21 protein-coding genes and 1 pseudogene are annotated in these 22,100 nt (G+C 65.1%); 9 read left to right on the top strand and 13 right to left on the bottom strand.

Annotation, left to right across the window (positions count from 1 at the left end; genetic code table 11):
* Positions 1 to 4: 4 nt before the first annotated feature.
* Positions 5 to 547, top strand: coding sequence for an adenine phosphoribosyltransferase (locus AC0KTM_RS15590; RefSeq protein ID WP_472416063.1), 543 nt, complete (start codon positions 5 to 7; stop codon positions 545 to 547).
* Between the two features lie 122 nt (positions 548 to 669).
* On the top strand, positions 670 to 3,048 hold the full coding sequence (locus AC0KTM_RS15585; RefSeq protein WP_225330504.1) for a RelA/SpoT family protein: 2,379 nt from the start codon (positions 670 to 672) through the stop codon (positions 3,046 to 3,048).
* A 22-nt stretch (positions 3,049 to 3,070) separates the two neighbouring features.
* On the opposite strand, the gene AC0KTM_RS15580 is transcribed toward AC0KTM_RS15585, so the two are convergent.
* Entirely contained in the window at positions 3,071 to 3,964 is an 894-nt protein-coding gene (locus tag AC0KTM_RS15580) for a peptidylprolyl isomerase (RefSeq protein ID WP_225330505.1), read from the bottom strand.
* A 119-nt stretch (positions 3,965 to 4,083) separates the two neighbouring features.
* Here AC0KTM_RS15580 and AC0KTM_RS15575 point away from each other — a divergent pair, with 119 nt between their 5' ends.
* The 5 genes and pseudogenes from AC0KTM_RS15575 to AC0KTM_RS15555 all read left to right on the top strand — a co-directional run bounded on the left by AC0KTM_RS15575 (position 4,084) and on the right by AC0KTM_RS15555 (position 10,137).
* On the top strand, positions 4,084 to 4,740 hold the full coding sequence (locus tag AC0KTM_RS15575; RefSeq protein WP_472417488.1) for an MBL fold metallo-hydrolase: 657 nt from the start codon (positions 4,084 to 4,086) through the stop codon (positions 4,738 to 4,740).
* 3 nt (positions 4,741 to 4,743) lie between these two features.
* Positions 4,744 to 6,006, top strand: coding sequence for a histidine--tRNA ligase (gene hisS, locus AC0KTM_RS15570; protein ID WP_472416061.1), 1,263 nt, complete (start codon positions 4,744 to 4,746; stop codon positions 6,004 to 6,006).
* 64 nt (positions 6,007 to 6,070) lie between these two features.
* A pseudogene (locus AC0KTM_RS15565) lies at positions 6,071 to 7,147 on the top strand (13E12 repeat family protein); the annotation flags it as partial.
* 37 nt (positions 7,148 to 7,184) lie between these two features.
* A complete protein-coding gene (locus AC0KTM_RS15560; RefSeq protein WP_472415113.1) occupies positions 7,185 to 8,540 on the top strand; it encodes an IS256 family transposase in 1,356 nt (451 codons plus the stop codon).
* A 157-nt stretch (positions 8,541 to 8,697) separates the two neighbouring features.
* On the top strand, positions 8,698 to 10,137 hold the full coding sequence (locus AC0KTM_RS15555; protein ID WP_072501373.1) for a recombinase family protein: 1,440 nt from the start codon (positions 8,698 to 8,700) through the stop codon (positions 10,135 to 10,137).
* On the opposite strand, the gene AC0KTM_RS15550 is transcribed toward AC0KTM_RS15555, so the two are convergent.
* From AC0KTM_RS15550 to AC0KTM_RS15495, 12 genes are all read right to left on the bottom strand, one after another.
* On the bottom strand, positions 10,134 to 10,760 hold the full coding sequence (locus AC0KTM_RS15550; RefSeq protein WP_008260795.1) for a GNAT family N-acetyltransferase: 627 nt from the start codon (positions 10,758 to 10,760) through the stop codon (positions 10,134 to 10,136). The two genes, AC0KTM_RS15555 and AC0KTM_RS15550, sit on opposite strands and share 4 nt — an antisense overlap.
* A 606-nt stretch (positions 10,761 to 11,366) precedes the next feature.
* A complete protein-coding gene (locus AC0KTM_RS15545; protein ID WP_008260794.1) occupies positions 11,367 to 12,341 on the bottom strand; it encodes an ImmA/IrrE family metallo-endopeptidase in 975 nt (324 codons plus the stop codon).
* Positions 12,338 to 12,928: a hypothetical protein gene (locus AC0KTM_RS15540; RefSeq protein WP_225325531.1), complete on the bottom strand. Its 591-nt coding sequence runs from the start codon at positions 12,926 to 12,928 to the stop codon at positions 12,338 to 12,340. Before AC0KTM_RS15540 ends, AC0KTM_RS15545 begins: the two co-directional genes overlap by 4 nt.
* Positions 12,929 to 13,131: 203 nt before the next feature.
* A complete protein-coding gene (locus AC0KTM_RS15535; RefSeq protein WP_008260789.1) occupies positions 13,132 to 13,680 on the bottom strand; it encodes a hypothetical protein in 549 nt (182 codons plus the stop codon).
* A gap of 66 nt (positions 13,681 to 13,746) precedes the next feature.
* Complete coding sequence (locus tag AC0KTM_RS15530) at positions 13,747 to 13,989, bottom strand: hypothetical protein (RefSeq protein ID WP_472416059.1); 243 nt, start codon at positions 13,987 to 13,989, stop codon at positions 13,747 to 13,749.
* Positions 13,990 to 14,057: 68 nt separating this feature from the next.
* Positions 14,058 to 14,468, bottom strand: a complete 411-nt coding sequence (locus tag AC0KTM_RS15525) for a hypothetical protein (RefSeq protein WP_041321066.1) — start codon at positions 14,466 to 14,468, stop codon at positions 14,058 to 14,060.
* Positions 14,469 to 14,776: 308 nt separating this feature from the next.
* Positions 14,777 to 15,520, bottom strand: a complete 744-nt coding sequence (locus tag AC0KTM_RS15520) for a hypothetical protein (RefSeq protein ID WP_008260785.1) — start codon at positions 15,518 to 15,520, stop codon at positions 14,777 to 14,779.
* Entirely contained in the window at positions 15,517 to 16,473 is a 957-nt protein-coding gene (locus AC0KTM_RS15515) for a hypothetical protein (RefSeq protein WP_225325532.1), read from the bottom strand. The genes AC0KTM_RS15520 and AC0KTM_RS15515 overlap by 4 nt, the downstream gene beginning before the upstream one ends.
* A 575-nt stretch (positions 16,474 to 17,048) precedes the next feature.
* Positions 17,049 to 17,210, bottom strand: coding sequence for a hypothetical protein (locus AC0KTM_RS15510; protein ID WP_008260783.1), 162 nt, complete (start codon positions 17,208 to 17,210; stop codon positions 17,049 to 17,051).
* Positions 17,203 to 18,705 (bottom strand): replication initiator, encoded by a 1,503-nt coding sequence (locus tag AC0KTM_RS15505; protein WP_310917267.1) that lies wholly within the window; start codon positions 18,703 to 18,705, stop codon positions 17,203 to 17,205. The genes AC0KTM_RS15510 and AC0KTM_RS15505 overlap by 8 nt, the downstream gene beginning before the upstream one ends.
* A 2-nt stretch (positions 18,706 to 18,707) precedes the next feature.
* Positions 18,708 to 20,144, bottom strand: coding sequence for an FtsK/SpoIIIE domain-containing protein (locus tag AC0KTM_RS15500; protein ID WP_014942901.1), 1,437 nt, complete (start codon positions 20,142 to 20,144; stop codon positions 18,708 to 18,710).
* An 83-nt stretch (positions 20,145 to 20,227) separates the two neighbouring features.
* Positions 20,228 to 20,569, bottom strand: coding sequence for a hypothetical protein (locus AC0KTM_RS15495; RefSeq protein ID WP_008260780.1), 342 nt, complete (start codon positions 20,567 to 20,569; stop codon positions 20,228 to 20,230).
* Positions 20,570 to 20,817: 248 nt separating this feature from the next.
* On the opposite strand from AC0KTM_RS15495, the gene AC0KTM_RS15490 reads away from it, so the two are divergent.
* Both AC0KTM_RS15490 and AC0KTM_RS15485 read left to right on the top strand, forming a co-directional pair.
* Complete coding sequence (locus tag AC0KTM_RS15490) at positions 20,818 to 21,618, top strand: helix-turn-helix domain-containing protein (protein WP_008260779.1); 801 nt, start codon at positions 20,818 to 20,820, stop codon at positions 21,616 to 21,618.
* 7 nt (positions 21,619 to 21,625) lie between these two features.
* On the top strand, positions 21,626 to 22,093 hold the full coding sequence (locus AC0KTM_RS15485; RefSeq protein WP_008260777.1) for an NUDIX hydrolase: 468 nt from the start codon (positions 21,626 to 21,628) through the stop codon (positions 22,091 to 22,093).
* Positions 22,094 to 22,100 lie beyond the last annotated feature (7 nt).

Genomic DNA, 22,100 nt, shown 5'->3' with positions numbered 1-22,100 from the left:
TGCCGTGACGAATGTCGGCGGGCGGACGCCCGTGGCGGAGCTCATCGCGTCGCTGACACGCAAGGTGGCTGACTTCCCCAAGCCGGGAATCCAGTTCAAGGACCTCACCCCGGTGTTCGCCGACGCGACGGCGATGACGGCGATCACCGGCGCGGTGGCCGAGCTCGCGTCGGGCGCCGATCTGGTGGCCGGCATCGAGGCCCGGGGATTTCTGGTGGCCGCGGCCGTCGCCGACCGGCTGCACACGGGCGTGCTGGCCATCCGCAAGGCCGGGAAACTGCCGCCGCCGGTGCACGCCGAGCGGTACGACCTGGAATACGGCACCGCGACGTTGGAGATCCCCGCCGAAGGCATCGACCTGCGTGGACGCGACATCGTGATCGTCGACGACGTGCTGGCCACCGGCGGCACCCTGGCCGCCTCGGCCCGGCTGCTCAAGCGCGCCGGGGCGAACGTGGTGGCGGCGGTGGTGCTGTTCGAACTCGGCGGGCTGGGCGGCCGGGATGCCGTCGCGCCATTGCCGGTGCACAGCCTGACTTGCGAGTAGCGCTCGCCGCCCGGCGACGATGCGCGCCGCGACGGGGGTTCCTCCCAGCCGCGGAGCGGCGCGAGAAGGAGCCGGGCTGTTGATTCGGGAGGACGTATCCTCGAATTCGGAGGTGACCACACGTGGCGGATGACAACAGCGCGGCGCAAGCGCTCGACGCGCCCACCAACGTCACGGAGTCGCCAGCCATCACGCAGCCGATGGAGGCCCCGGAGCCGCCGACGGAATCCCTGAAGACGTCCAGCAGCGCGTCGCGGCGGGTCCGGGCGCGGCTGGCGCGGCGGATGACCGCGCAGCGCAGCACGCTCAACCCGGTGCTCGAACCGCTGGTGGCGGTGCACCGGGAGATCTACCCGAAGGCGAACGTGTCGCTGCTGCAGCGCGCCTTCGAGGTCGCCGACCAGCGCCACGCCACCCAGCTGCGGCATTCCGGCGACCCCTACATCACCCACCCGCTGGCCGTGGCCACCATCCTGGCCGAATTGGGCATGGACACCACCACTTTGGTGGCCGCCCTGTTGCACGACACGGTCGAGGACACCGGCTACACCCTGGACGCCTTGAGCGAGGAGTTCGGGGAAGAGGTGGGCCATCTCGTCGACGGCGTGACGAAGCTGGATCGGGTGGTGCTGGGCAGCGCCGCCGAGGGCGAGACGATCCGCAAGATGATCACCGCGATGGCGCGCGATCCCCGCGTGTTGGTGATCAAGGTCGCCGACCGGCTGCACAACATGCGCACCATGCGGTTCCTGCCGCCGGAGAAGCAGGCCCGCAAGGCCCGCGAGACGTTGGAAGTCATTGCGCCCCTTGCGCATCGGCTGGGTATGGCCAGCGTCAAGTGGGAATTGGAAGACCTGTCGTTCGCGATCCTGCATCCCAAGAAGTACGAGGAGATCGTCCGGCTGGTCGCCGGGCGCGCGCCGTCGCGGGACACCTACCTGGCGAAGGTCCGCGCCGAGATCGTCAGCACGTTGGGCGCGTCGAAGATCAAGGCGACGGTGGAGGGCCGCCCCAAGCACTACTGGTCGATCTACCAGAAGATGATCGTCAAGGGCCGGGACTTCGACGACATCCACGACCTGGTCGGCATCCGCATCCTGTGCGACGAGATCCGGGACTGCTATGCCGCTGTGGGCGTGGTGCATTCGCTGTGGCAGCCGATGGCCGGCCGGTTCAAGGATTACATCGCCCAGCCCCGGTACGGCGTCTACCAGTCGCTGCACACCACCGTCGTCGGGCCCGAGGGCAAGCCGCTGGAGGTGCAGATCCGCACCCGCGACATGCACCGCACCGCCGAATACGGCATCGCCGCGCACTGGCGCTACAAGGAGGCCAAGGGCCGCAACGGTGTTCCGCATCCGCACGCCGCCGCCGAGATCGACGACATGGCGTGGATGCGCCAGCTGCTCGACTGGCAACGGGAGGCCGCCGACCCCGGCGAATTCCTCGAGTCGTTGCGGTATGACCTTGCGGTACAAGAGATTTTCGTCTTCACCCCCAAGGGCGACGTCATCACCCTGCCGACCGGCTCGACGCCGGTGGACTTCGCCTACGCCGTGCACACCGAGGTCGGCCACCGCTGCATCGGCGCCCGGGTCAACGGGCGCCTGGTGGCGCTGGAACGCAAGCTCGAAAACGGCGAAGTCGTCGAGGTTTTCACCTCGAAGGCGGCCAACGCGGGGCCGTCGCGGGACTGGCAGCAGTTCGTGGTGTCACCGCGCGCCAAGGCCAAGATCCGGCAGTGGTTCGCCAAGGAGCGCCGCGAGGAGGCGCTGGAGGCCGGCAAGGACGCCATGGCCCGCGAGGTGCGTCGCGGCGGACTTCCGTTGCAGCGCTTGGTCAATGGCGAAACCCTGTCCGCGGTGGCGCGCGAGCTGCACTACCTCGACGTGTCCGCCCTCTACACCGCGATCGGTGAGGGGCACGTGTCGGCCCGGCACGTCGTGCAGCGGCTGCTGGCCGAAATCGGCGGCATCGACCAGGCCGAAGAGGACCTCGCCGAACGGTCCACCCCCACGACCATGCTGCGGCGCCCCCGCAGCAGCGACGACGTCGGGGTCTCGGTCCCCGGCGCGCCGGGCGTGCTGACCAAGCTGGCGAAGTGCTGCACGCCGGTGCCCGGCGACCAGATCATGGGGTTCGTCACCCGCGGCGGCGGCGTCAGCGTGCACCGCACCGACTGCACCAACGCCGCCTCGCTGCAGCAGCAGTCCGAGCGCATCATCGAGGTGCATTGGGCGCCGTCACCATCGTCGGTGTTCCTGGTGGCCATTCAGGTCGAGGCGCTCGACCGGCACCGCCTGCTGTCGGACGTCACGCGCGTGCTGGCCGACGAGAAGGTCAACATCCTGTCCGCGTCGGTGACCACGTCCGGTGATCGAGTTGCCATCAGCCGGTTCACCTTTGAGATGGGTGACCCCAAGCACCTCGGCCATCTCCTCAACGTGGTGCGCAACGTCGAGGGCGTCTACGACGTCTACCGCGTGACGTCCGCGGCCTGAGCTCTTCGGTCCTGGTCGGGACTCAGTCGAGCAGCACCGAGGTGATGGTGACCTCGCTGGCGGGTGCCCCGTCCTCGCCGCCGCCGGCGACGCCGGCCTTCGCGATCTTGTCCAGGGTGGCCAGCCCGTCGGGCTGGATGGTGCCGAACACGGTGTACTGCGGCGGCAGCTGGGAGTCCTTGTACACCATGAAGAATTGGCTGCCGTTGGTGCCGGGCCCGGCGTTGGCCATGGCCAGGGTGCCGCGCGGGTAGAGGACGGGCTGCTGCGCCTTCGGGTCATTCGGCGGGTACTGGTCGGTCGGGTACTCGTTGGCGAATTGGTAGCCCGGGCCGCCCGTGCCCTCGCCCTTGGGGTCGCCGCACTGCAAGACGCCCAGCCCCGGCGAGGTGGTCAGCCGGTGACACTTGGTGTTGTCGAAGTACTTCTGGCCGACCAGGCTCGCGAAACTGTTGACCGTGCAAGGTGATTCGTTGTTGGCCAGCATCAGGCCGATGTGGCCCTGGTTGGTCACCATGCTCACGCTCACCTGCGCCGGATCGGTCGGCACCTTGCCGGTGCGCGGCGGCTTGACCTGCTTGGCCGCCGGCTCCGGCGTTGCCGGGTATTGACAGTTGGCGCCCACCTCGGCCGACGGCTTGAACGCCGGCAACGGCGGGGCGGACGGCGCCGGCCCGGCGGGCGTCGTGGACTCCGGCGAACTGCTGCTGGGTGTCGTCGACGCCGCGGTGTTGCTCTTGTGTTCGTGCTTGGTGTTGACGATCGTCAGGACCACCGCCACGACCACGGCGACGGCCACGATCGAGCCGGCAGCAATCAGCACGATCCGGCGCGTCTTGGCTTGCTTCGCGCGCCGCTCCAGCTGGCGCTCGAGCTTGCGCTTGGCGTTGGCACGTCGTTGTTCGTTGGTCGGCACGGCCGCTATGCCTCCATGCTTGGTGAAGTCGGAGCCTCTGAAACCCGTGAGGTGGCCAGCTCAGGCTAATGTGGGCGCCGCGACTCGTGTCAAGTGGGCCCCATGGGAAAATGGGAACCGTGTTGATCACCGGATTTCCCGCCGGCATGTTGCAGTGCAACTGCTACGTGCTGGCCGAGCGGCCGGGAACGGACGCCGTCATCGTGGATCCGGGTCAGCGAGCGATGGCCCCGCTGCGGCGCATCCTGGACGAGAACCGGCTGACGCCCGCCGCCGTGCTGCTGACCCACGGGCACATCGACCACATGTGGTCGGCGCAGAAGGTCTCCGATACCTACGGTTGCCCGACCTACATCCATCCCGAGGACAGGTTCATGCTCAAAGACCCGATCTACGGCCTGGGCCCGCGCCTGGCGCAGCTGGTGGCGGGCGCGTTCTGGCGGGAGCCCAAGCAGGTCGTCGAGCTCGACCGCGACGGCGACAAGCTCGACCTGGGCAGCGTGACGGTCAACGTCGACCACACCCCCGGGCACACCCGCGGATCGGTGGTGTTCCGGGTGACGGGGGACAAGGATGTCGTGCTCACCGGTGACACCCTGTTCGAGCGTTCGGTGGGGCGCACCGACCTGTTCGGCGGCAGCGGCCGCGACTTGCTGACCTCGATCGTCGACAAGCTCCTGGTGCTCGACGACGCGACGGTGGTGCTGCCCGGGCACGGCAACGCCACCACCATCGGCGCCGAGCGGCGCCTCAACCCCTTCCTCGAAGGCCTGTAGCCCGTGGCGGAATTTGCTGCGCCCAAGGGCGTGCCCGACTACGTCCCGCCGGACTCGGCGCAGTTCGTGGCGGTGCGCGACGGACTGCTCGGCGCCGCCCGCCGCGCCGGTTACGGCGATATCGAGCTGCCCATTTTCGAGGACACCGCCCTGTTCGCCCGCGGCGTCGGCGAATCCACCGACGTGGTGTCCAAGGAGATGTACACGTTCGCCGACCGCGGCGACCGCTCGGTGACGCTGCGGCCCGAGGGGACCGCCGGCGTGGTGCGCGCGGTCATCGAACACGGCCTGGACCGCGGCGCGTTGCCGGTCAAACTCTGTTATGCGGGACCGTTTTTCCGCTACGAACGCCCGCAGGCCGGCCGTTATCGCCAGCTGCAACAGGTCGGCGTGGAGGCGATCGGCGTGGACGATCCGGCCCTCGACGCCGAGGTCATCGCCGTCGCCGACGCCGGGTTCCGCTCCCTGGGGCTCGACGGGTTCCGGCTCGAGATCACCTCGCTGGGAGACGACAGCTGCCGACCGGCGTATCGAGAACTGTTGCAGGAGTTCCTGTTTGGCCTCCCGCTTGACGAGGAGACGCGCCGGCGCGCCGAGATCAACCCGTTGCGGGTGCTCGACGACAAACGCCCGCAGGTGAAGGCCATGACGGTCGATGCGCCGGTGCTGCTCGACCACCTGTCCGATGCGGCAAAGCAGCACTTCGACACTGTGCTGGCACACCTGGATGCGCTCTCGGTGCCCTATGTCATCAACCCGCGCATGGTGCGCGGGCTGGACTACTACACCAAGACCACCTTCGAGTTCGTGCACGACGGGCTGGGCGCGCAATCCGGCATCGGGGGCGGCGGCCGTTACGACGGCCTGATGCGCGAGCTCGGCGGACAAGACCTGTCCGGCATCGGGTTTGGGCTCGGCGTGGACCGGACTCTGTTGGCGCTGGGGGCCGAGGGCAAGAGCGTGGGGTCGGCGGCGCGCTGCGAGGTCTTCGGCGTGCCGCTGAGCGAGCAGGCCAAGCTGCGGTTGGCGGTGCTGGCCGGTCAGCTGCGGGCCGCCGGGGTGCGCGTCGACCTGGCCTACGGCGACCGCGGGCTCAAGGGCGCGATGCGCGCGGCCGACCGATCGGGCGCCCGGGTCGCCCTGGTGCTGGGCGACCGCGATATCGAGGCCGGCACCGTCGGGGTGAAGGACCTCGGGACCGGGGAGCAGTCGGCCGTCGCGGTGGAGTCCGTTGTCGCCGACGTGGTTGCGCGACTGGGTCAGTAGCCCGTTTCGGGGGCTCGACGGCCGCACCAGATTTTTGTCAGACCCGCGTGGCATACTCGAACACATGTTCGATGAACGGCGGCGGGGTGCGGTGATCGCCGAGTTTGATGAGCTGATCGAGCGGTGTTACCCGTCGTCGACCCGGGAGTCGGCGGCGCTGCTGGAGTGGATCGGTGTGGCGGGGCGGGTGGAGAATCGGGCGGCCGCGGCGCAGTTGGTGGCGATCGGGGAGTTGTTTGCCTATCGGCTCTCGCGCTGTGCGGAGACCGAGGGCTGGGCGGTGGATACCGAGGCGGCGGTGGCCGCGGAGGTGGGCGCGCAGTTGCGGATCGGCCAGGGCCTGGCGGCGAGTCGGGTGCGCTATGCGCGGGTGATGCGGGAGCGGTTGCCGAAGGTGGGGGCGGTGTTTGCCGCCGGGGATATCGATTACCGGATGTTTCAGACGATCGTGTTCCGCACCGATCTGATCACCGACCCCGAGGTGCTGGGGGCGGTGGACGCGGCGTTGGCGGGCTGTGTGGGTCGGTGGCCGTCGTTGAGTCAGGGCCGGCTGGCCGCGGCGGTCGACAAGGTGGTCGCGCGCGCGGACGTCGATGCGGTGCGCCGGCGCCAGGAGCGTGCGGCCGGCCGCGAGGTGTGGATGGCCGACATGGGCGACGGGCTGGCGCATGTGGAAGCCACCCTGTACGCCGCGGACGCCCATGCCCTGGACAAACGGTTGGATGGGTTGGCGGCCACGGTGTGTGTACATGACCCGCGCACCCGTGAGCAGCGCCGTGCTGATGCGTTGGGGGCGTTGGCCGCCGACGCCGATCGGTTGGGGTGTCGCTGCGGGCGCCCGGATTGTGCGGCGGGGGGTCGGGCCGCGGGCCCGGTGGTGATCCATGTGATCGGCGCGCACGCTGTGCTGCAGGGTCGCGCATCCACGCCGGGTGTCGAGATCGGTGGCGAGGGATTGATCCCACCCGAACTACTCGCCGAGTTGGCGGCCTCGGCCCGGCTGGTGCCGCTGACCCATCCCGGCGACGCCGCCCCGGAGGCCGGCTATGTGCCCTCGAAGGCGTTGGCCGATTTCGTGCGGTGTCGGGATCTGACCTGTCGCTGGCCCGGCTGTGATCGCCCGGCCAGGGCGTGTCAGATGGTCTGTGTAAGTCCTGTTAACGGAAGGATCGCAGGACGTGACGACAGGCAAGGACATGGATGGGACGCTGGTTGAGGCTGGCTCGACGGTCGAGATGGCCGAAGCGCTTCGGGCTTCGGGTGCAGTCGATGATCTACTAGCGCAGATCGATACCGGCGAGGTAGCTCTGACCGGTGAGGGAGGTCTGCTGCCGGGACTGATCAAGCTCGCCCTCGAACGCGGGCTGGCCGCGGAGCTGACCGACCATCTGGGCTATGAGAAGGGCGACCCGATCGGCCGGGAGCTGCCCAATGCCCGCAACGGCAGCTCGCCCAAGACCGTGCACTCCGAGGCCGGTCCGGTTCCCCTGGAGGTGCCGCGCGACCGCGACGGCTCGTTCACCCCGCGACTGGTCCCCAAAGGCGCCCGCCGCATCGGTGGGCTCGATGACATGATCGTCTCGCTATATGCCGGTGGAATGACGTTGCGGGACATTCAATTTCATCTAGCGTCCACGATCGGAACCGAGGTATCGCACGAGACGATCTCTAAGATCGTCGATGAGGTCTCCGATGAGGTCCTGGCGTGGCAGCGCCGGCCGTTGGAGCCGCTGTACCCGGTGATCTATCTCGACGCGATGATCGTGAAGGTCAAAGACGGCGGCCACACCCGCAACAAGGCCGCACACATCGCCGTGGGTGTCGATCTGGCCGGGGTCAAACACGTCTTGGGGATCTGGGTCCAGCCCAACGAGGGAGCCTCGTTTTGGGCGTCGGTCTGCGCTGATCTGGCCAACCGCGGCATCAAGGACGTGCTGATCGTGTGCTGTGACGGGCTGACCGGGTTCCCCGAGGCGATCGCGGCGACGTGGTCGCAAGCTGCGGTGCAGACCTGTGTAGTGCACCTGATCCGCAATGCTCTGCGGTTCGTGTCCTACAGCGCCCGCAAGGCCGTGGCCGCGGCGCTCAAGCCGATCTACACCGCGCCGGACGCCGATGCCGCCCGGGTGGAGTTAGACGCGTTCACCGCATCGGATTTGGGTAAGAAAAACCCCACGGTGGCAATGGTTTTCGAACGCGCGTGGGAACAGTTCATCCCGTTTCTGGGATTCCCGCCCGAGCTGCGCAGGGTGATCTACACGACCAACTCGATCGAATCGCTGAACTACCAACTGCGCAAGGTCATCAAGAACCGTGGCCAGTTCCCCAACGACGCCTCGGCGGTGAAATTGCTCTGGCTGGCGATCTGCAACATCGAGGACAAACGCGCCGCCCAGCGGGCCAAGGAGCGCGGCCAAAAGCACGGCCGAGTAGCCCCCGGACGCCTCGTGGAAGGACAAGTGGTCACCAACTGGAAGAAAGCGCTCGAACAACTCACCCTGGTCTATCCAGAGCGCATCGAACGTTATCTGTAAGCACCACAACAACCGACACCAACAATCAGACAGGGCGATTTACACAGAAAACTTGACAGGCTCCCCGGCCACCGCCTGCGATGTGGACCATACGATCCCGTACACCGAAGGCGGTCCCACCCACGCGTCGAAGCTGAGATAATGTTAAACTACCCTCATGTCACGCCGGAAAGCCACTGCTCAGCGAGTTGGTGTTCAGTCGGCCGCGGTCTACGCACGTATCTCTGCTGACGTTGAGGGCGCCGGGTTAGGGGTGGCGCGCCAGTTGGAGGATTGCCGCAAGCTGGCCGCCGATCGCGGCTGGCCAGTCGGTGATGAGTACGTCGATAATGATGTGTCGGCCTTCTCTGGTAAACCGCGCCGCGAGTACGCACGGATGCTGGCCGATCTGGAGTCGGGTGCGCGCGATGCGGTGCTCGTCTACAACTTGGATCGGTTGCATCGCCGCCCGGTGGAGCTGGAAGAGTTCGTCGCGTTGTGTGAATCGGTAGGAGTGCGCGACGTGGCCACCGTGACCGCCGATATCGATCTGGGCAATGATGACGGGTTGTTCATGGCCCGGATTTTCGCCGCGTTCGCCGCCAAAGAGTCCGGACGCAAATCCGCACGCATCCGCCGCAAGATGTTGCAGAACGCCGAACAAGGACGCCCGCACGGCTCGGTGCGCCCGTTCGGGTACGAACCCGACAAGATCACCGTGCGCAGCGAGGAGGCTGCCGTGGTGCGTGAGATGGTGGACCGGTATCTGGCGGGGGCCTCGATCCGCTCATTGACCATGTGGCTCAACGATTCCGGGATCGCGCCTGCGGCATCGAAATCGTGGCGGACCTCGGCGGTGCGCCAAATCCTATGCTCGGGTCGCGTGGCGGGACTGCGCGAGCATCACGGCCAGGTGATCGGTGAGGCCGCGTGGCCAGCGATCATCAGCCCCATGCAGCGCGATCAGGTGTTAGCCCGCATGACCGCGCGGGCGCTGACCAAGACCCGCGCCCCGCGCACCTACCTGCTGTCGGGATTGCTGCGCTGCGGCCGGTGCGGCAACCGGTTGTATTCCCAAGCCCGCCATGTCAATCCCGAGAACCGGGTGCGCCGCTATGTGTGTCTGAGCGGCCCGGATCAGGGCGGCTGCGGCCGCTTGACGGTCGTGGCTCAACCCGTCGAGGACCTTCTCACGGACGCGGTGCTGACCCGGTTGGACTCTCCGGCACTGGCCGATGCACTAGTGGGGAAATCCAGCGTGGATGCCAATGTCGCAGAGTTGTCGGTTCAGCTCGACGCCGACACCGCCCGTTTGGATGAGCTGGCCGCGCTGTATGCGGACGGTGCCGTGACCGCGCGGGAGTGGATCGCCGCCCGTGACCCCATCACCGCCCGCATCGCCCAAACGCGTAAAGCGATCGCCGCGGCCACCGACACCGCAGACGTCAACGAACTCGCGGGCACCGGACACCTGCTCCGCGAGCAATGGGACAGCTTGGACATCGACCGCCAACAAGCGGTCATCAAGTCCGTGCTCGGTCACGCCGTGATCGCCCCGGGTACTCCCGGCGCACGCAGCCTCGACATCAACCGCGTCCATCCGCATTGGCGCATCTAGGTCAATCCGGTGACGAAGAGTCGGTCGCTGCCGGTTGGCTTTATCAGGGTGGGGAAGCCCATTACTTCGGTGAGGTTGAGCGCCTGGTCCGTTTCGAGTACTTCGAACCCGCACCGTTCGTAAAACGTTGGCAGGGCGGGCCGGTCAGCATGGAACTCACCGTAAAGGACGAGATATCCCGACTGGCGCGCAATGTCGGTCCCTACCCTGACTAGCCGCGATCCGATGCCCGTGCCGTGCACGGTTGGATCGACCGCTAGGACACCTAGTTTTGCGACGTGAAATAAGAACGCGGCATTCTGGCCATTGAATTGCGGTCCTCGTTGCAGCAGCGCTGGGGGCGGCCCGAGAAGCAACAGCCCCACTGTTTTTGCACCGCTTCGCGCCGACAGGACCAGAGTTCGCGCGCAGAGGCTGTCGAACATGTTGGCGTACTGGTTGATTGATCGCGCGTGCTTAATCCCCCCTCGTAGTGCGTGACTTAAGACGCCCGACTCCTTTGCCTCAGCGAGGTCTTCGCCCAGCGCACTGCCGGGCCCAATTCCAGCAAGTATTTGCCACCGTTCCAGGTCCTCAATTTCCGCGATACTGGCGTCCTGGATGCCGATCTTCTTCCTCGCCACCGATGTCACCTTTCCTTTGCGTCAAGCATGCTGGGAGTGATCGCCCGTGCCGCTTCGGCTTTGGCTGCGGATGCTAGCGGTTGCCTCCGACATGTCCGCCAAACGCATTTCGTTGAGCAGTCGCGACACGAATGCTGGTGAGCGGCCTCAGCTATCCTTGGCGCTACAGCCTGAGCGCCGCCGCGGCTGTCGGGGTGTCCACCTCGGTGACGCACCCGATGGTGGGTGTGCTTTCGTTCCCCGGCGCACCGCCACCGTGTGCCTGGGTCTGCTGAGCGGTCAAGGCCTAGCTCCGGTCGGTCGAACCACTGTTCGAACTCGGACAGCCCGCCTGCCCCATTGGAGCGGACAGTAGACGAATCGGTCAGCGCACGGAATCTGGCCTAATACAACCCTTTCCCTGGCCACAAGCGCATCCCGTTTCTGGACCTTGCGCGGGCAGTCTTCTTGAGTCTTGGCGCGCTGCATGACACCGGTATGAGGTCTACTGGTTCTCCTGAAATGGATCTTCCGGTGACCGGAGTGAAAAACTGAAGTGCCCCATAGCTTCATTGAACGCCGGCCTTGATTTGCCGGGGATTGACTATCGGGCTGTCGCCATCGTGTTTACGCTAGCCGAAGGTGGCTCCAGTTCACGACTGCAGCAAGGTGTTTGGGATTGATTCCGAGGCGTTTCGCAACGTCCTGCGTGCCTCCGTGGACCTCAACGAGGCGCTGAAATAGTGTTCCTGTCGCAGGTTTGAATTCGCCGGGCTCGGTTCGGCGCCACTTCGACATCTGGATTTGTAGGGCACGGTAGCGAGCATCGTCGATGTAGTCGAGTTCGTGTGCGCGGTAGATGATCGCGGCCACTGACATGCCCCATGAACTCTTCAACTGAATGAAGTCGGCCAACTTGGGCTTATCGATCATCGCGGCGTCGAAATCTGCACGCGGAAACAGCAGTGCACCTGCAAACTGATTCGCTTCGCTTTCCACGGAATCGTGACGACGATCGTGAAATATCAAGTGGCCGCATTCGTGTCCCAAACTGAACCGGAACCTATCGCCCGGAACTGCGGGATTGAGACCGATGACCGGTACACCATTCACCCACGCGGACAAGCCGTCTAGCCCGGGAAGGCTAGGAATCGGCACAAGACAGATCCCCGCGCGTTCGACGAGCGCGGTCAGATTGCGGATGGGCCCCGATTCCTCCTGGCCCAGCACAGCACGGATGTCGCCGGCCAGTTCCTCGATTTCATCGGGGCCGGCCCCTGGCCCATGTCGGTGCAGGAGAATATCGGGGGCCTTCGGCGTGACGTTAAGCAACTCGCCGAAGACTTCGCCGGCCAACCGGAGAAGCTCCTTGGCCCGCTTCTTTGCCGCAACCGATGTCGACGCTCGGGCCCGATGAATGGGTTCGGACATGTCAGGCAAGCTCAGTCGATCATTGCGGTAACCCAGGGCCGCGAGATCGCCTCCGAAGCTTCGGCGACCGCTTTCGATCGCTGACACCATTGGTACCGACAGGCCGAGAATCTCTGCGAGGTCGCCCTGGTTGAGCCCTTCGATGTCGCGGAATGCTCGCAGCCTGTTCACAGGCCGTCTGCCTCCCCGAAGTCCAAATCCTCGCCGAGGTCATCGAACGGATCGTTCTCGCCTTGGTCAAATTTCAAGTCGCCGCCACCGTCTGGCGGCGAATCGGCCGCGAAGGGCCAGAATCCAACGTGGTCCAATTCTCCTGCGGGTACCAGTCGCTGCCGATTGACCATCCGCTTGGTTGCACAGGCCCACAGTCGCATGCCGCCCCGTTCGAAGGTGTAGGCGAGCAGCTTGGGGTGTCCGCTACGATTCTGGCGCGGTGGTTCGAACAAGACAAGTTGTTCGGCCCCGGAAAGGGCTTCCTCAATGTCGATCGCGGCCTTGCTGCGGATCAGGTAGGAATCTCGCGTGCTCATGTCGGTGACTTGCACGCGTCCCGATTCCATGTATTCCTGGTGCAGCGCGAATTGATCCGACTGAGCAATCTGCGCCTGGGCGATTGAGCGGAATCGATGCGACTTATCCATCCGGGTGGGCGGTGAACCCCATTCCGCGGTGAAGGTCCGCGCATCGGCGGCCGCACCGACGTATGCCGCTAATAGGATCTGGGCGAAAGCATCGACCTCGTGCCGCTCTAGCTGCATGCTGTACATACTACATTGCTTGTAGAAATTTTACTGCGAATGTTGCATCGTGTCGGTGACGCGCCAGCGGCTCCATCCACCGTCAGGTGGAGTTACCGCTACTTCGCTCGGCCGGGAGACGGGCAGCGATTCGGTATGAACTTTAATCCGCTTGCATACCATCGAGTTCAACGGAGAGATCCCAGTTCGGCTGGCGTGGGTGCTCACCATTTGACGAGTTCTGGGTGGGTTGCCCATATTTGGGGTAGCGACAGTTCCCCGAAGGGGGTGACCGCGAACGGCATGGTGACCCTCGTATTGCCTGTGCCGGGATCGAAGTGTGGCGACACGATTTCCAGGCTGGAGCCGCGTCGTTGCGGTGCGGCGTACAGGGTGAACTCGTAGCCGTCATAGGAGCGGCCGACGAGCGTGTAGCCGTCTCCGACCGGGGGTAGTCCCAGGGTGGCGGTCCATCCCCACATCCGCCACAGTTGTTGCAGCCGCTCACATACCGTTGAGGCGTCCCATTCTCCGCCGGGGTAGAACACATATCCCACGGTGAAGCCCAGGTTGTTACCGTGCGTTGTCGGTTGGGCGTGGTCCATCCATTGTGACCATTCCGTGCCCACACGCGCGCGGGGTAGGTGCAGGAACACCCGCTGTTGGTCGGGCAGGTCGCGCAGTGTGTCCGCCATATATTTGATCAATTCTTCTCGAATCACCCGCCCGCTGTCGGGCGGCACGCCGTCACCATTGTGTGTCCCAATGTCCACCTCGACCTCGTTTCTTTTGCGACGGAAGTCCCAGCGTTGTGCCCGCAAAGGACAGCCCACCAATCATCAATTATGTTGCCGCACACCATCTCTATGCGCGACCTGGCCCAGGAATGCATCGTCGAATCGGTAACCGGTCGGGCCGAACTCGAACCCTCGTCCGCTGCCTTGGTCATAGCAGTACACCCCGCCGTTGCGCAGGGAGCGACAGGTGAGCATGGCGGCACCCAGCGATCCGTACGTGGCGGTTTGGCCGGCATCGAGCACCTCCATCGACAAGGGCGCACCGAGTGGCCCGTCGGCGCACACCGACTGTGGGCCCCTCGCCCGCGCGTAGCGCCACGATGGCGCCGTACCACTTGCTCTCGCACAACGGGTTAGCGCTCACGGCTTGACGGCGCAGACCGTCTGCGAGTTGGCAGCGCACCGACGGCCTCGAACCGGCCGGTGGCCTCGCACACCACACCGGCCGTGGCAAACCATGAGGATCCCGCCAGTGGGGCCGGGTTCTCCAAACGGTCACCGGTGAACTCGCGCACCTGCCCAGCCGCCTGCCACAGCGCCCATCCGGCCACCAGCACGCCCGCCGCAGTAGCTGCCAGCTTGGTCGCACCCTTGACCACGGACCCCCCCGCACCCCACCCGCTGCGCCGACCGTCGATGACCTGGGCAGCTCGCAGGGCGTCCTGCTGGCCCAAGCGTGGGGCCGCCGCTCGGCGCCGCTGCACGTACGGCGGCACCCTGCGGCCGTTGCAGTCGGTGTAGCCGCTGATCGGTACCAACCTCATGCTCGGCATCGTGCACGTGCACACCGACAACCTTCCGTGCTCCGTTAATACGCCGTCACGTGATCGAGCCCGCTGAAGCCGGCCTGGCCTTTGCTGATCAGCTAGTCACGAGGAATATCGAGTTGGCTTAGTGCAAGGCCAGCGGCTGGAGGCTGCGGTTCGTCAAATGTTGTGTCAGCCATGCTGGTCGCCCTTCCTTATTTGACGGCACAGCCGTCTCAAGTCACCGCAGAGCGACCGCACGTCAAAATAAAGACGAAAGATGCTCGAAGGTGGCAGCAAATTATGTTGATAGAGGGGTCCTAATGTCAGCGTGGCGCGAACGCGACGTGCTGGCGAAGCAGAACCCGCACCCGGGCCGGAACTAGCCGGGGCGGGCTGACGATCATCCGTCCCGCTGCCCGAGCTGCGTCTTTGCGCTCACCGAACTTGGTGACAGCGGGATCATGCATCCGCCACGGCGAAGCGCGGTACTTCGGTTGCGACGCAACGATCTCCAGCATCGTCTCGATGTCCTTCACGTCGCGGTCGGAGTGCCGCACTGTCCATGCCAGCATCTTCATCACGAACGCGGCCTCAACGTCGGGAAGCGGGACTTCGAATTCCAGATAGGTGCCGTCGGTGAGCCGCGCTGTGACCGCGACCTGGATCGGCGGTGACGCCAGCGCCAGGCGCAATCCGGGCGCCCCGTCAAAGGCCCGTTCCCCGAGGTATCGCTTGCCCGCCTTGGCCTCGGTGGGTACCAGGAGATCGACCGCCTGCCCACCGAGCTCGTATCGGTTTCCGCTGGTGTCCGTGTAGCCCAGCGCAGTGAGCTGGTCGTGCAAGTCGCCGGCGACAGCTACCTGCTCGTCAATTCCGGTATCGGCATCGGAGGTCACCCGCGGGATTCCCGGCACGTCATAGACATGACGTAGCAGCCGCACCATGTGGCCGCCGATGACGCGGTAATCCAGGTCAGCGGCTACGGTGAACACGTCGTGCAGCGCGCGCATCCCGTTGTCATCGGCCACGGCGGTGCACGCGACGATGACCGATACCGCGCCGGTCACCGGCCCGCGATCCAGTCGTCGAGTCGTTGCAGGGCGCCGTCACCAGCATCAGCACCGGCGTTCATATCCTGCAGGACAACCACCGGGTCTGCGGTGATGATGTCGGAATGCTGCACATCGGTGAGCTGGTTCCACCACGCGGCGGTCGCCCACACCGTCGAGTCGGCAGGAACACGTACGGTCAAGGTTGCTTCCTCAGCGGTGGCTTGCACCAGACCGAAGTCGGTGAGGTCGATCAGCTCCTGGGCGTAGACCAGGCCGTGTCTCGGCACCCGCCACGGCGCCAGCACGTCGGCGGCGACCTCACCGCCGGCGATCACCGGCACGGTCAGCTCTGCGCCGAGCCGGATCGCGCTGCGGACCTGGTCGGTGACGGGGTCCATCCCGTACCAGTAGGTCTCAACGACTCCGTCATCGGCTGGCACTGACGCCAGCTCGACGAGCGACTCCCGACGAGCGTCGGGCGCCATGGGGGTATCTGGCAGCGGCTCCTTCTCGACCATCTTCGATACCGCCTGCTGGCTGACGGCGATGGCCGCGGCGAGGTCGCTTTGGCGCAGGTGCTCGCGGGTGAGCACGCAGACCCGCTCGGCCGCGCGCCGCCGCCAGCTACGTTCGCCTGCGCCTCGGTGTGGGCGCGCCCCCACGGGGGCACGATAGGTCGTCCCGGAGAGCACCAGTTCGCCGGTGCTGGCGACGCTGAGGTCCACGTTAGTGTCGGCCAGCAGAGCTGAACGTGCCTCCTCGGATATGGTTTCGCAGATGAGGAAGATCCGGTGGCCGGGGCGGCGATCGCGGCCCAGCACGGATGCTGGTGACGACACTCGGTCGGCCAGGACGAGTTCGGCGGTGACCGCGTGGTTGCCATCGCGGTAGGTGATGCTGCGGGCATCGCCTGTGACCACCGGCACTCCGGCTTCGACCAGGCGTGCAGGCACCGACGTAGGACGCATTTCTTTACTCTAACACCGAGGGAAAGTCAAACAACTATATTTGCGGATGGGGGCACACAGTTGTTTGACTGGTACTGCGGAAGGCGGGTATAATTGGGTTCCCCGACGATGGCTGCGCTGCTTCGTCTACGCGCCGGGTCTTTCTAGTCCATCAGGCCGGGTCTTTCTAGTCCATCAGGTAGACCATCTCGGGTCTTGGCTTCGGTGTCGTATCCAGCGACCTTGGCATGTGGCGCTCGTGCACCACGAGCGCCCGTCGCGGTGGCAAAACTGGGGCGTCGGGTCGGGTATCGGGGTGGTAGCTCATCGCACACTGTCCCGGGCGACCCGGATAACTGGCCAGTGCGCATCGCGTAGTGAACCGGTCGCTGAATCACGGCTGTCCTGTTGCCTGGTCGCAGTCGAGTGTGTGTTGGCTGACGCTTGGCGTCAAGGCTCAACCCCTGGTTGACCGCCGGCGGCACGGCCTTGACATCAACTGTCAGCCAACGGATTGCGCTGATATGGCCAGGCAAGGAACAACTCGAACGTTGATACTCTTTCGTGGCCAGCACCCGGATGTGTCGGCTGTGAGCTCAGCGCAGCAAAGTGGCGATGTCGGCAAGGATGGCGGGGTTGGCGATGGTGACTGCGAGTTGTTGGCGCTCACAGGATTTGATCAGCCAGGCGGTGAATTCTTCACGGCTATAGGGTTTCTCACTCCGCTGGCTCGCGGCGTGCGCCGGGAAGCTAGCCATCGGGCACCTCGACAGGAAAGCCGCTGCGCTGCGGTTGTTGTGCCTCGCGCGCGGTATGACGCTGTTGAATGCGCCGTAGTGAGGCACTGATGATCAAGGTCCGCTCACCGAGGCTGGCATGGCCGGCGCGGTCAAACTCCCACCCCACCAGATCCTCATTATCAACGGGGCTAGCGGAATCGTCACTCGATCCTGAACCAAATTGGCGTGCAGTGCTTTTCGAGTGTTGTTCGCGAGTCCAGGTAGCGCGGCGTTCACGTAGGGAGGTCATCGTGGTGGAGTAACGGCGGGATTTGCTGGTGATGTGGCCGCGGAACCCGAGGGTGTGCAACCAGCGTCTGATGCCGCTTAGCCCTTGGTCGGCGAGCTCGCTGATAGTGGTCAGGATGGCGCGCACATGCTCAGACACATCCAAGTCCGGGATCGCCTCGGTTGAGAGACGGCGTGCGTTGATCCCCAGGTCGGCCACTGATTTAGTGACGTATTTGGCGAGATAGCGCGCCACCTGTCTGCCGGATAGCGATCGGCCGGTAGGTGGATTCTGTTCTGTTGGGGCACTCGTCACCGGCTCACAGGATGCGCTGATGGGCTGGGTGTCGAGCTGTGTGCCGAAAATGATCGTCCGCACGGCGCTGTCGGCGGTTGGGTCCTGGATGGTGAGCGTCACGGCGCGGGCGGCGTACTGAATGATGCTGGCGAGGTCTGTTGCGCTAATCGGTGATTCCCACTCGGTCTGATCGGGATCGTCGTGGGGGTCAAGGCGAATCAGAGCGTGGATGTGCGGGATGGCGCGGGCCTGCAGTTCGACGATTTTGATGAAGCTGACCCGCACCGTATCCAGGTCGCATGTGGCGGCTTTCAGTTCTTTGCGTAGCGCGCGTCGCAGGGCGATGGTGAAGCGGCGCCATAGTTCGGGAAGGTGCCAGGTGAACAGCACGTGCCCGGCATAGTCGTAGCACTCTCGGCAGAGTGGCTGGCCGACGTGTGGATCATCATGGTCGTGGGTGGTGCTGCACCATAAGGGCTTTCCGTGCGGGCAGCGGCGGTATCCACCAATCCGACGGTGGCCGCGGCATACCTGCTGGTCCTTGTCCCTTGACTTCGTGGTGGTGTGGACAGCCCCGTAGCTGGGGGCGGTGAGGGTGACAAATACTTGCGGGCGGTGCGCCACCGCGGCGGGCATGTCGTGGTGGCCGCCTGCGGCGCCGGCGTGTACGAGTTGCCAGGTGTCGCGGGCGTAGAGGTCTGAGCATGAGGGGCAGATGTGGGCGCGTCGGTTGTTGCACCGTGTCCATACCACTCGATCCCGACCGTATTCATCGGTGCTGACCAGTTGAATGGGGTGGGCGCAGAAGCCGACGGATTCTGCTCGTTGCCACCATGTTTCATATCCGAATGAGGAGGCGCGGCGCACCATCTGATCCACCACAGCAGCGGTGTCGATCGAATCAGGAACGCCGGGCAACACCATGGCACCCTTTGGTGTGATGGCCATCGTCACGGACGATCCCCACCCAAGTCGGGACTGCTGGCATTGCGTGGCGTGTCACCGCCGTACCGGCGAACTGGTGCGCTGAACCGCGCAGCGAGGGTGGTGATGTCGTGGTCGGTGACATGGAAGGCTCGCACCCGTTGCGGTTGGGCGCTGCCGTCGATAAGCACATAGCCCACACCCGGCGTCGCATCGGAGATACGGTCACATTCAGCGCCGGCGTCGCGTGCGCCCTGGCCGAGGACCATGGTGGTTTGGGTGGCTTCGGTCAGCCGCAACCCGATGCGCACAGTGAAGAGTTGCCGCACGGGCAGTGTCTCTTTGGCCGGATCTTGCACCGCGGCCACCACACTAATCCCCACGGCCCGGCCCTGGGAGAGCAGCAGACCGAGAAGTTGTTCGATTTCGGCGCGGATTTTGCGGTCGGTGACGTAGGCGGTGAGCGCGGCAATCTCATCAATGACCACGACGAATAGCGGTTCGGATGGTGTGGGGGTGTGTAGACGGGTCTTGCCGCGCAGCCGGTTTGCTCTGGCGTGCATCACCTCCACCAGTTGGCGCAACAGGCGCAGGGTGGTGTCGGTGGCGTCGTGGGTGAACACCGTGAACAGCGGTGCCCCGGCGCCCAGTTCCATGCCCCCTTTAGGGTCGATCACGCATAGCCGCACGAGCCCGGTTTTCACGGTGGGGGCAATCCCGGCGATCAGTGACCACAACACGCTGCCTTTGCCGGCCCCGGTGGCCCCAGCTGTCAGCACGTGATGGCCCAACAGGGGCAGGTACCACCAGTGGCGAGTTTCGGTGATCCCGACCGGCACCGCCCGTAAATCCACTGAGGTTGTCGAAGTGGCTATGGGCAGGTCGACGTGGTCAGCCAGCACGTCGCCGCGCATGAGGGTGATGCGGAGCTCTCCAGGTGCGGTCGAACGGATAGTGATCCGGTCGGCGCGCCAGGCGGCGGCCAGTGCGTCGGCTTGTTTGTGCCAATCAATCAGGGATTGCCCGGTGACCATCCGCAGCGTCAGAACGTCGGTGGTCTTGCCGATGTGTACCGACTGCAGGGTTGGCACGAGGGTGCATTCACCTAGGCGGGCAGTCAGTCCGTGCAAGATGCACACCGATTCCCAGGTGCGGGTGTAGCGCGACCAGGTCAGCCAGCGGTGCCGCACCGGTTCGGTCACCCAGGCATGAAATGACCGCGGGTCAAGCCATGCCCATCCCACATACGCGGCACCGAACGCGACGGCGGTGATCAGGCCCGGCTGTGGGCCGTGGGTGATGGCGACCGCCAGACTGGCGATGATGGGGATACTAATGGCGGGGAAGAGAATCGACCACCACAGCAGGTACCCCATGGCCTTGGCCAGAGACAGAATCAGATCTTCGAACCAGTCGCCTTGAGTCGACCCAGAGCTGTTGGTGTGCTTGTTGTTTGATGCCATGACAAGTGCCTTCCGCGAGTTTCGGCGATAACAGTCCCGTGTTGGGGCGCGACAGGCGCCCACGCCGCGCCCCAACAATCGGGTTATTTCTGCGGGCGCGCCTGTTCGCTGGATATAGCGGCGCCGGTCGTGGGGGTAATGGCGTCGGCGCGGAAGGCCACGCCGTTGCGGTCACCTTGAGCCCAGGGGATGGCCACCAGTCCTGACACCGATACCTGCTGTGTCACACCGATTTTCGGGTCACCGGCTACGGTCACATTGAGTACTTCGCCGCCGGTGTCATCCAACGCCAGCAGCTGCGCAGCGTAGAGCGGTACGCCGGTCGCGGTGTCGACTTTGGGGCTGCCGGTGTCGAAATTCAGCCGCGGCTCGGCCGCCCTGGTGACAATGAACCGCGTCCCGGATGTATCAATTCTCAAACGCATTGTCCTGCTGTTCCTTTCGTGATCTGTACACGCCCGATCAGGCGCAGATTTCAGTTCACGCGGACACAGCAGGCATCACCAGGGACCTTTGCCTACGTTGCCGACACGGCCACGGGCATTACAGACACAGGCAGGGACATAACCGCCGGCATTGCCCGACACCGGGCCAGTCGCCGCCGTCATGGCACACTGGAACCCGAGGCCGCCACACGCGGCGGCATCGACACGGGAGGTCTGTGCGAGGGGCCATGGAAAGTGCCGATGATTGCCCGGTTTTCGCGATGATGCCCAACGAGCGGCTCAAACAACGACTCCACGCCAAGGGGCTATCGCCGGCTCAGTTCGCCCGCGCGATCGAGGTGGACCTCAAGACCGTTCGACGCTGGCTGTCCAACACCGATCTCAACGTCCGGGGGGACAATGCCCGCCGCGCCGCCGACGCACTCGACTGCACTCCACACGACCTGTGGCCCAACCAATTCCCGCCCTCCACGATCAGCACACTCTCTACGATCACCAGTGCGCCATTCACCGCGACGCTCTACGCCAGCCGCACCCAGTTACCGATCACCGCATGGAAGCAGCATTTCGCTCATGCGAGCACCGGCATCGACATTCTGGTGATTGCGGCTACGTTCCTGTTCGACACGCTCGACGGATTCCTCGATATCCTGCTCGACGCCGCCAAGCGCGGCGTGCAGGTCCGTTTTCTCACCGGAGACCCCGACAGCGCCGCCATGACCATCCGCGGCGCCGAAGAAGGCATCGGAGAAGCCGTCATCGCCCGCTGTCGCACCTCCGTCGAACTCCTCACCCCATATACGGGCACACCGGGACTACACATCCGCACCCACGACAGCACGCTGTACACGTCAATCTTCCGCGTCGATGACACCATGATCGTCAACTTCCACATCTACGGCTCCCCGGGACGCAACAACCCTCTGCTCGTGCTGTCCCGCCACCATGAACCACGCCTCTGGACCACCCTCGAACAGGCGTTTGACCGTGTCTGGGACAACGCCACCGCCCTGACCAGGAAAGGTTGATTTTGGAATGCGGACCGACTACTACAATGACCCTAACGCCCCCCAACCCAACAGCGTGGTCCCGTCCGCCTCAGCCATCGTCACCGACGAACAAGGCCGCATCCTTCTGGTCAAACGCCGCGATAACACCCTATGGGCACTGCCCGGCGGCGGACACGACATCGGCGAAACCATCGCCGACACCGCCGCGCGCGAAGTCAAAGAAGAAACCGGCCTCGACGTCGGAGTCACAGGGCTGGTTGGCGTCTACACCAACCCCCATCACGTCGTAGCATTCTCCGACGGGGAAGTCCGCCAACAATTCTCGCTGTGCTTCACCACCACCGTGCTCGGCGGCACCCTGGCCATCGACCACGAAAGCACCGACATCACCTGGAGCCACCCCGACGACATCGCCGCGCTGGATATGCACCCCTCGATGCGACTGCGCATCGACCACTACCTGCAACACCGCGACCGCCCCTATCTGGGCTGAGCTGGTC

The sequence above is a fragment of the Mycobacterium sp. NTMscope_Eco_3 genome, from assembly GCF_976985685.1.
This window is presented reverse-complemented; position numbering and strand designations above follow the sequence as displayed.

Coding starts and splice junctions, on each gene's coding strand:
- AC0KTM_RS15555 (WP_072501373.1), top strand. CDS start 8,698: ATGTCACGCCGGAAAGCCACTGCTCAGCGAGTTGGTGTTCAGTCGGCC.
- AC0KTM_RS15540 (WP_225325531.1), bottom strand. CDS start 12,928: ATGCAGCTAGAGCGGCACGAGGTCGATGCTTTCGCCCAGATCCTATTA.
- AC0KTM_RS15525 (WP_041321066.1), bottom strand. CDS start 14,468: ATGAGGTTGGTACCGATCAGCGGCTACACCGACTGCAACGGCCGCAGG.
- AC0KTM_RS15515 (WP_225325532.1), bottom strand. CDS start 16,473: ATGCGTCCTACGTCGGTGCCTGCACGCCTGGTCGAAGCCGGAGTGCCG.
- AC0KTM_RS15510 (WP_008260783.1), bottom strand. CDS start 17,210: ATGGCTAGCTTCCCGGCGCACGCCGCGAGCCAGCGGAGTGAGAAACCC.
- AC0KTM_RS15505 (WP_310917267.1), bottom strand. CDS start 18,705: ATGGCCATCACACCAAAGGGTGCCATGGTGTTGCCCGGCGTTCCTGAT.
- AC0KTM_RS15500 (WP_014942901.1), bottom strand. CDS start 20,144: ATGGCATCAAACAACAAGCACACCAACAGCTCTGGGTCGACTCAAGGC.
- AC0KTM_RS15495 (WP_008260780.1), bottom strand. CDS start 20,569: ATGCGTTTGAGAATTGATACATCCGGGACGCGGTTCATTGTCACCAGG.
- AC0KTM_RS15490 (WP_008260779.1), top strand. CDS start 20,818: ATGGAAAGTGCCGATGATTGCCCGGTTTTCGCGATGATGCCCAACGAG.
- AC0KTM_RS15485 (WP_008260777.1), top strand. CDS start 21,626: ATGCGGACCGACTACTACAATGACCCTAACGCCCCCCAACCCAACAGC.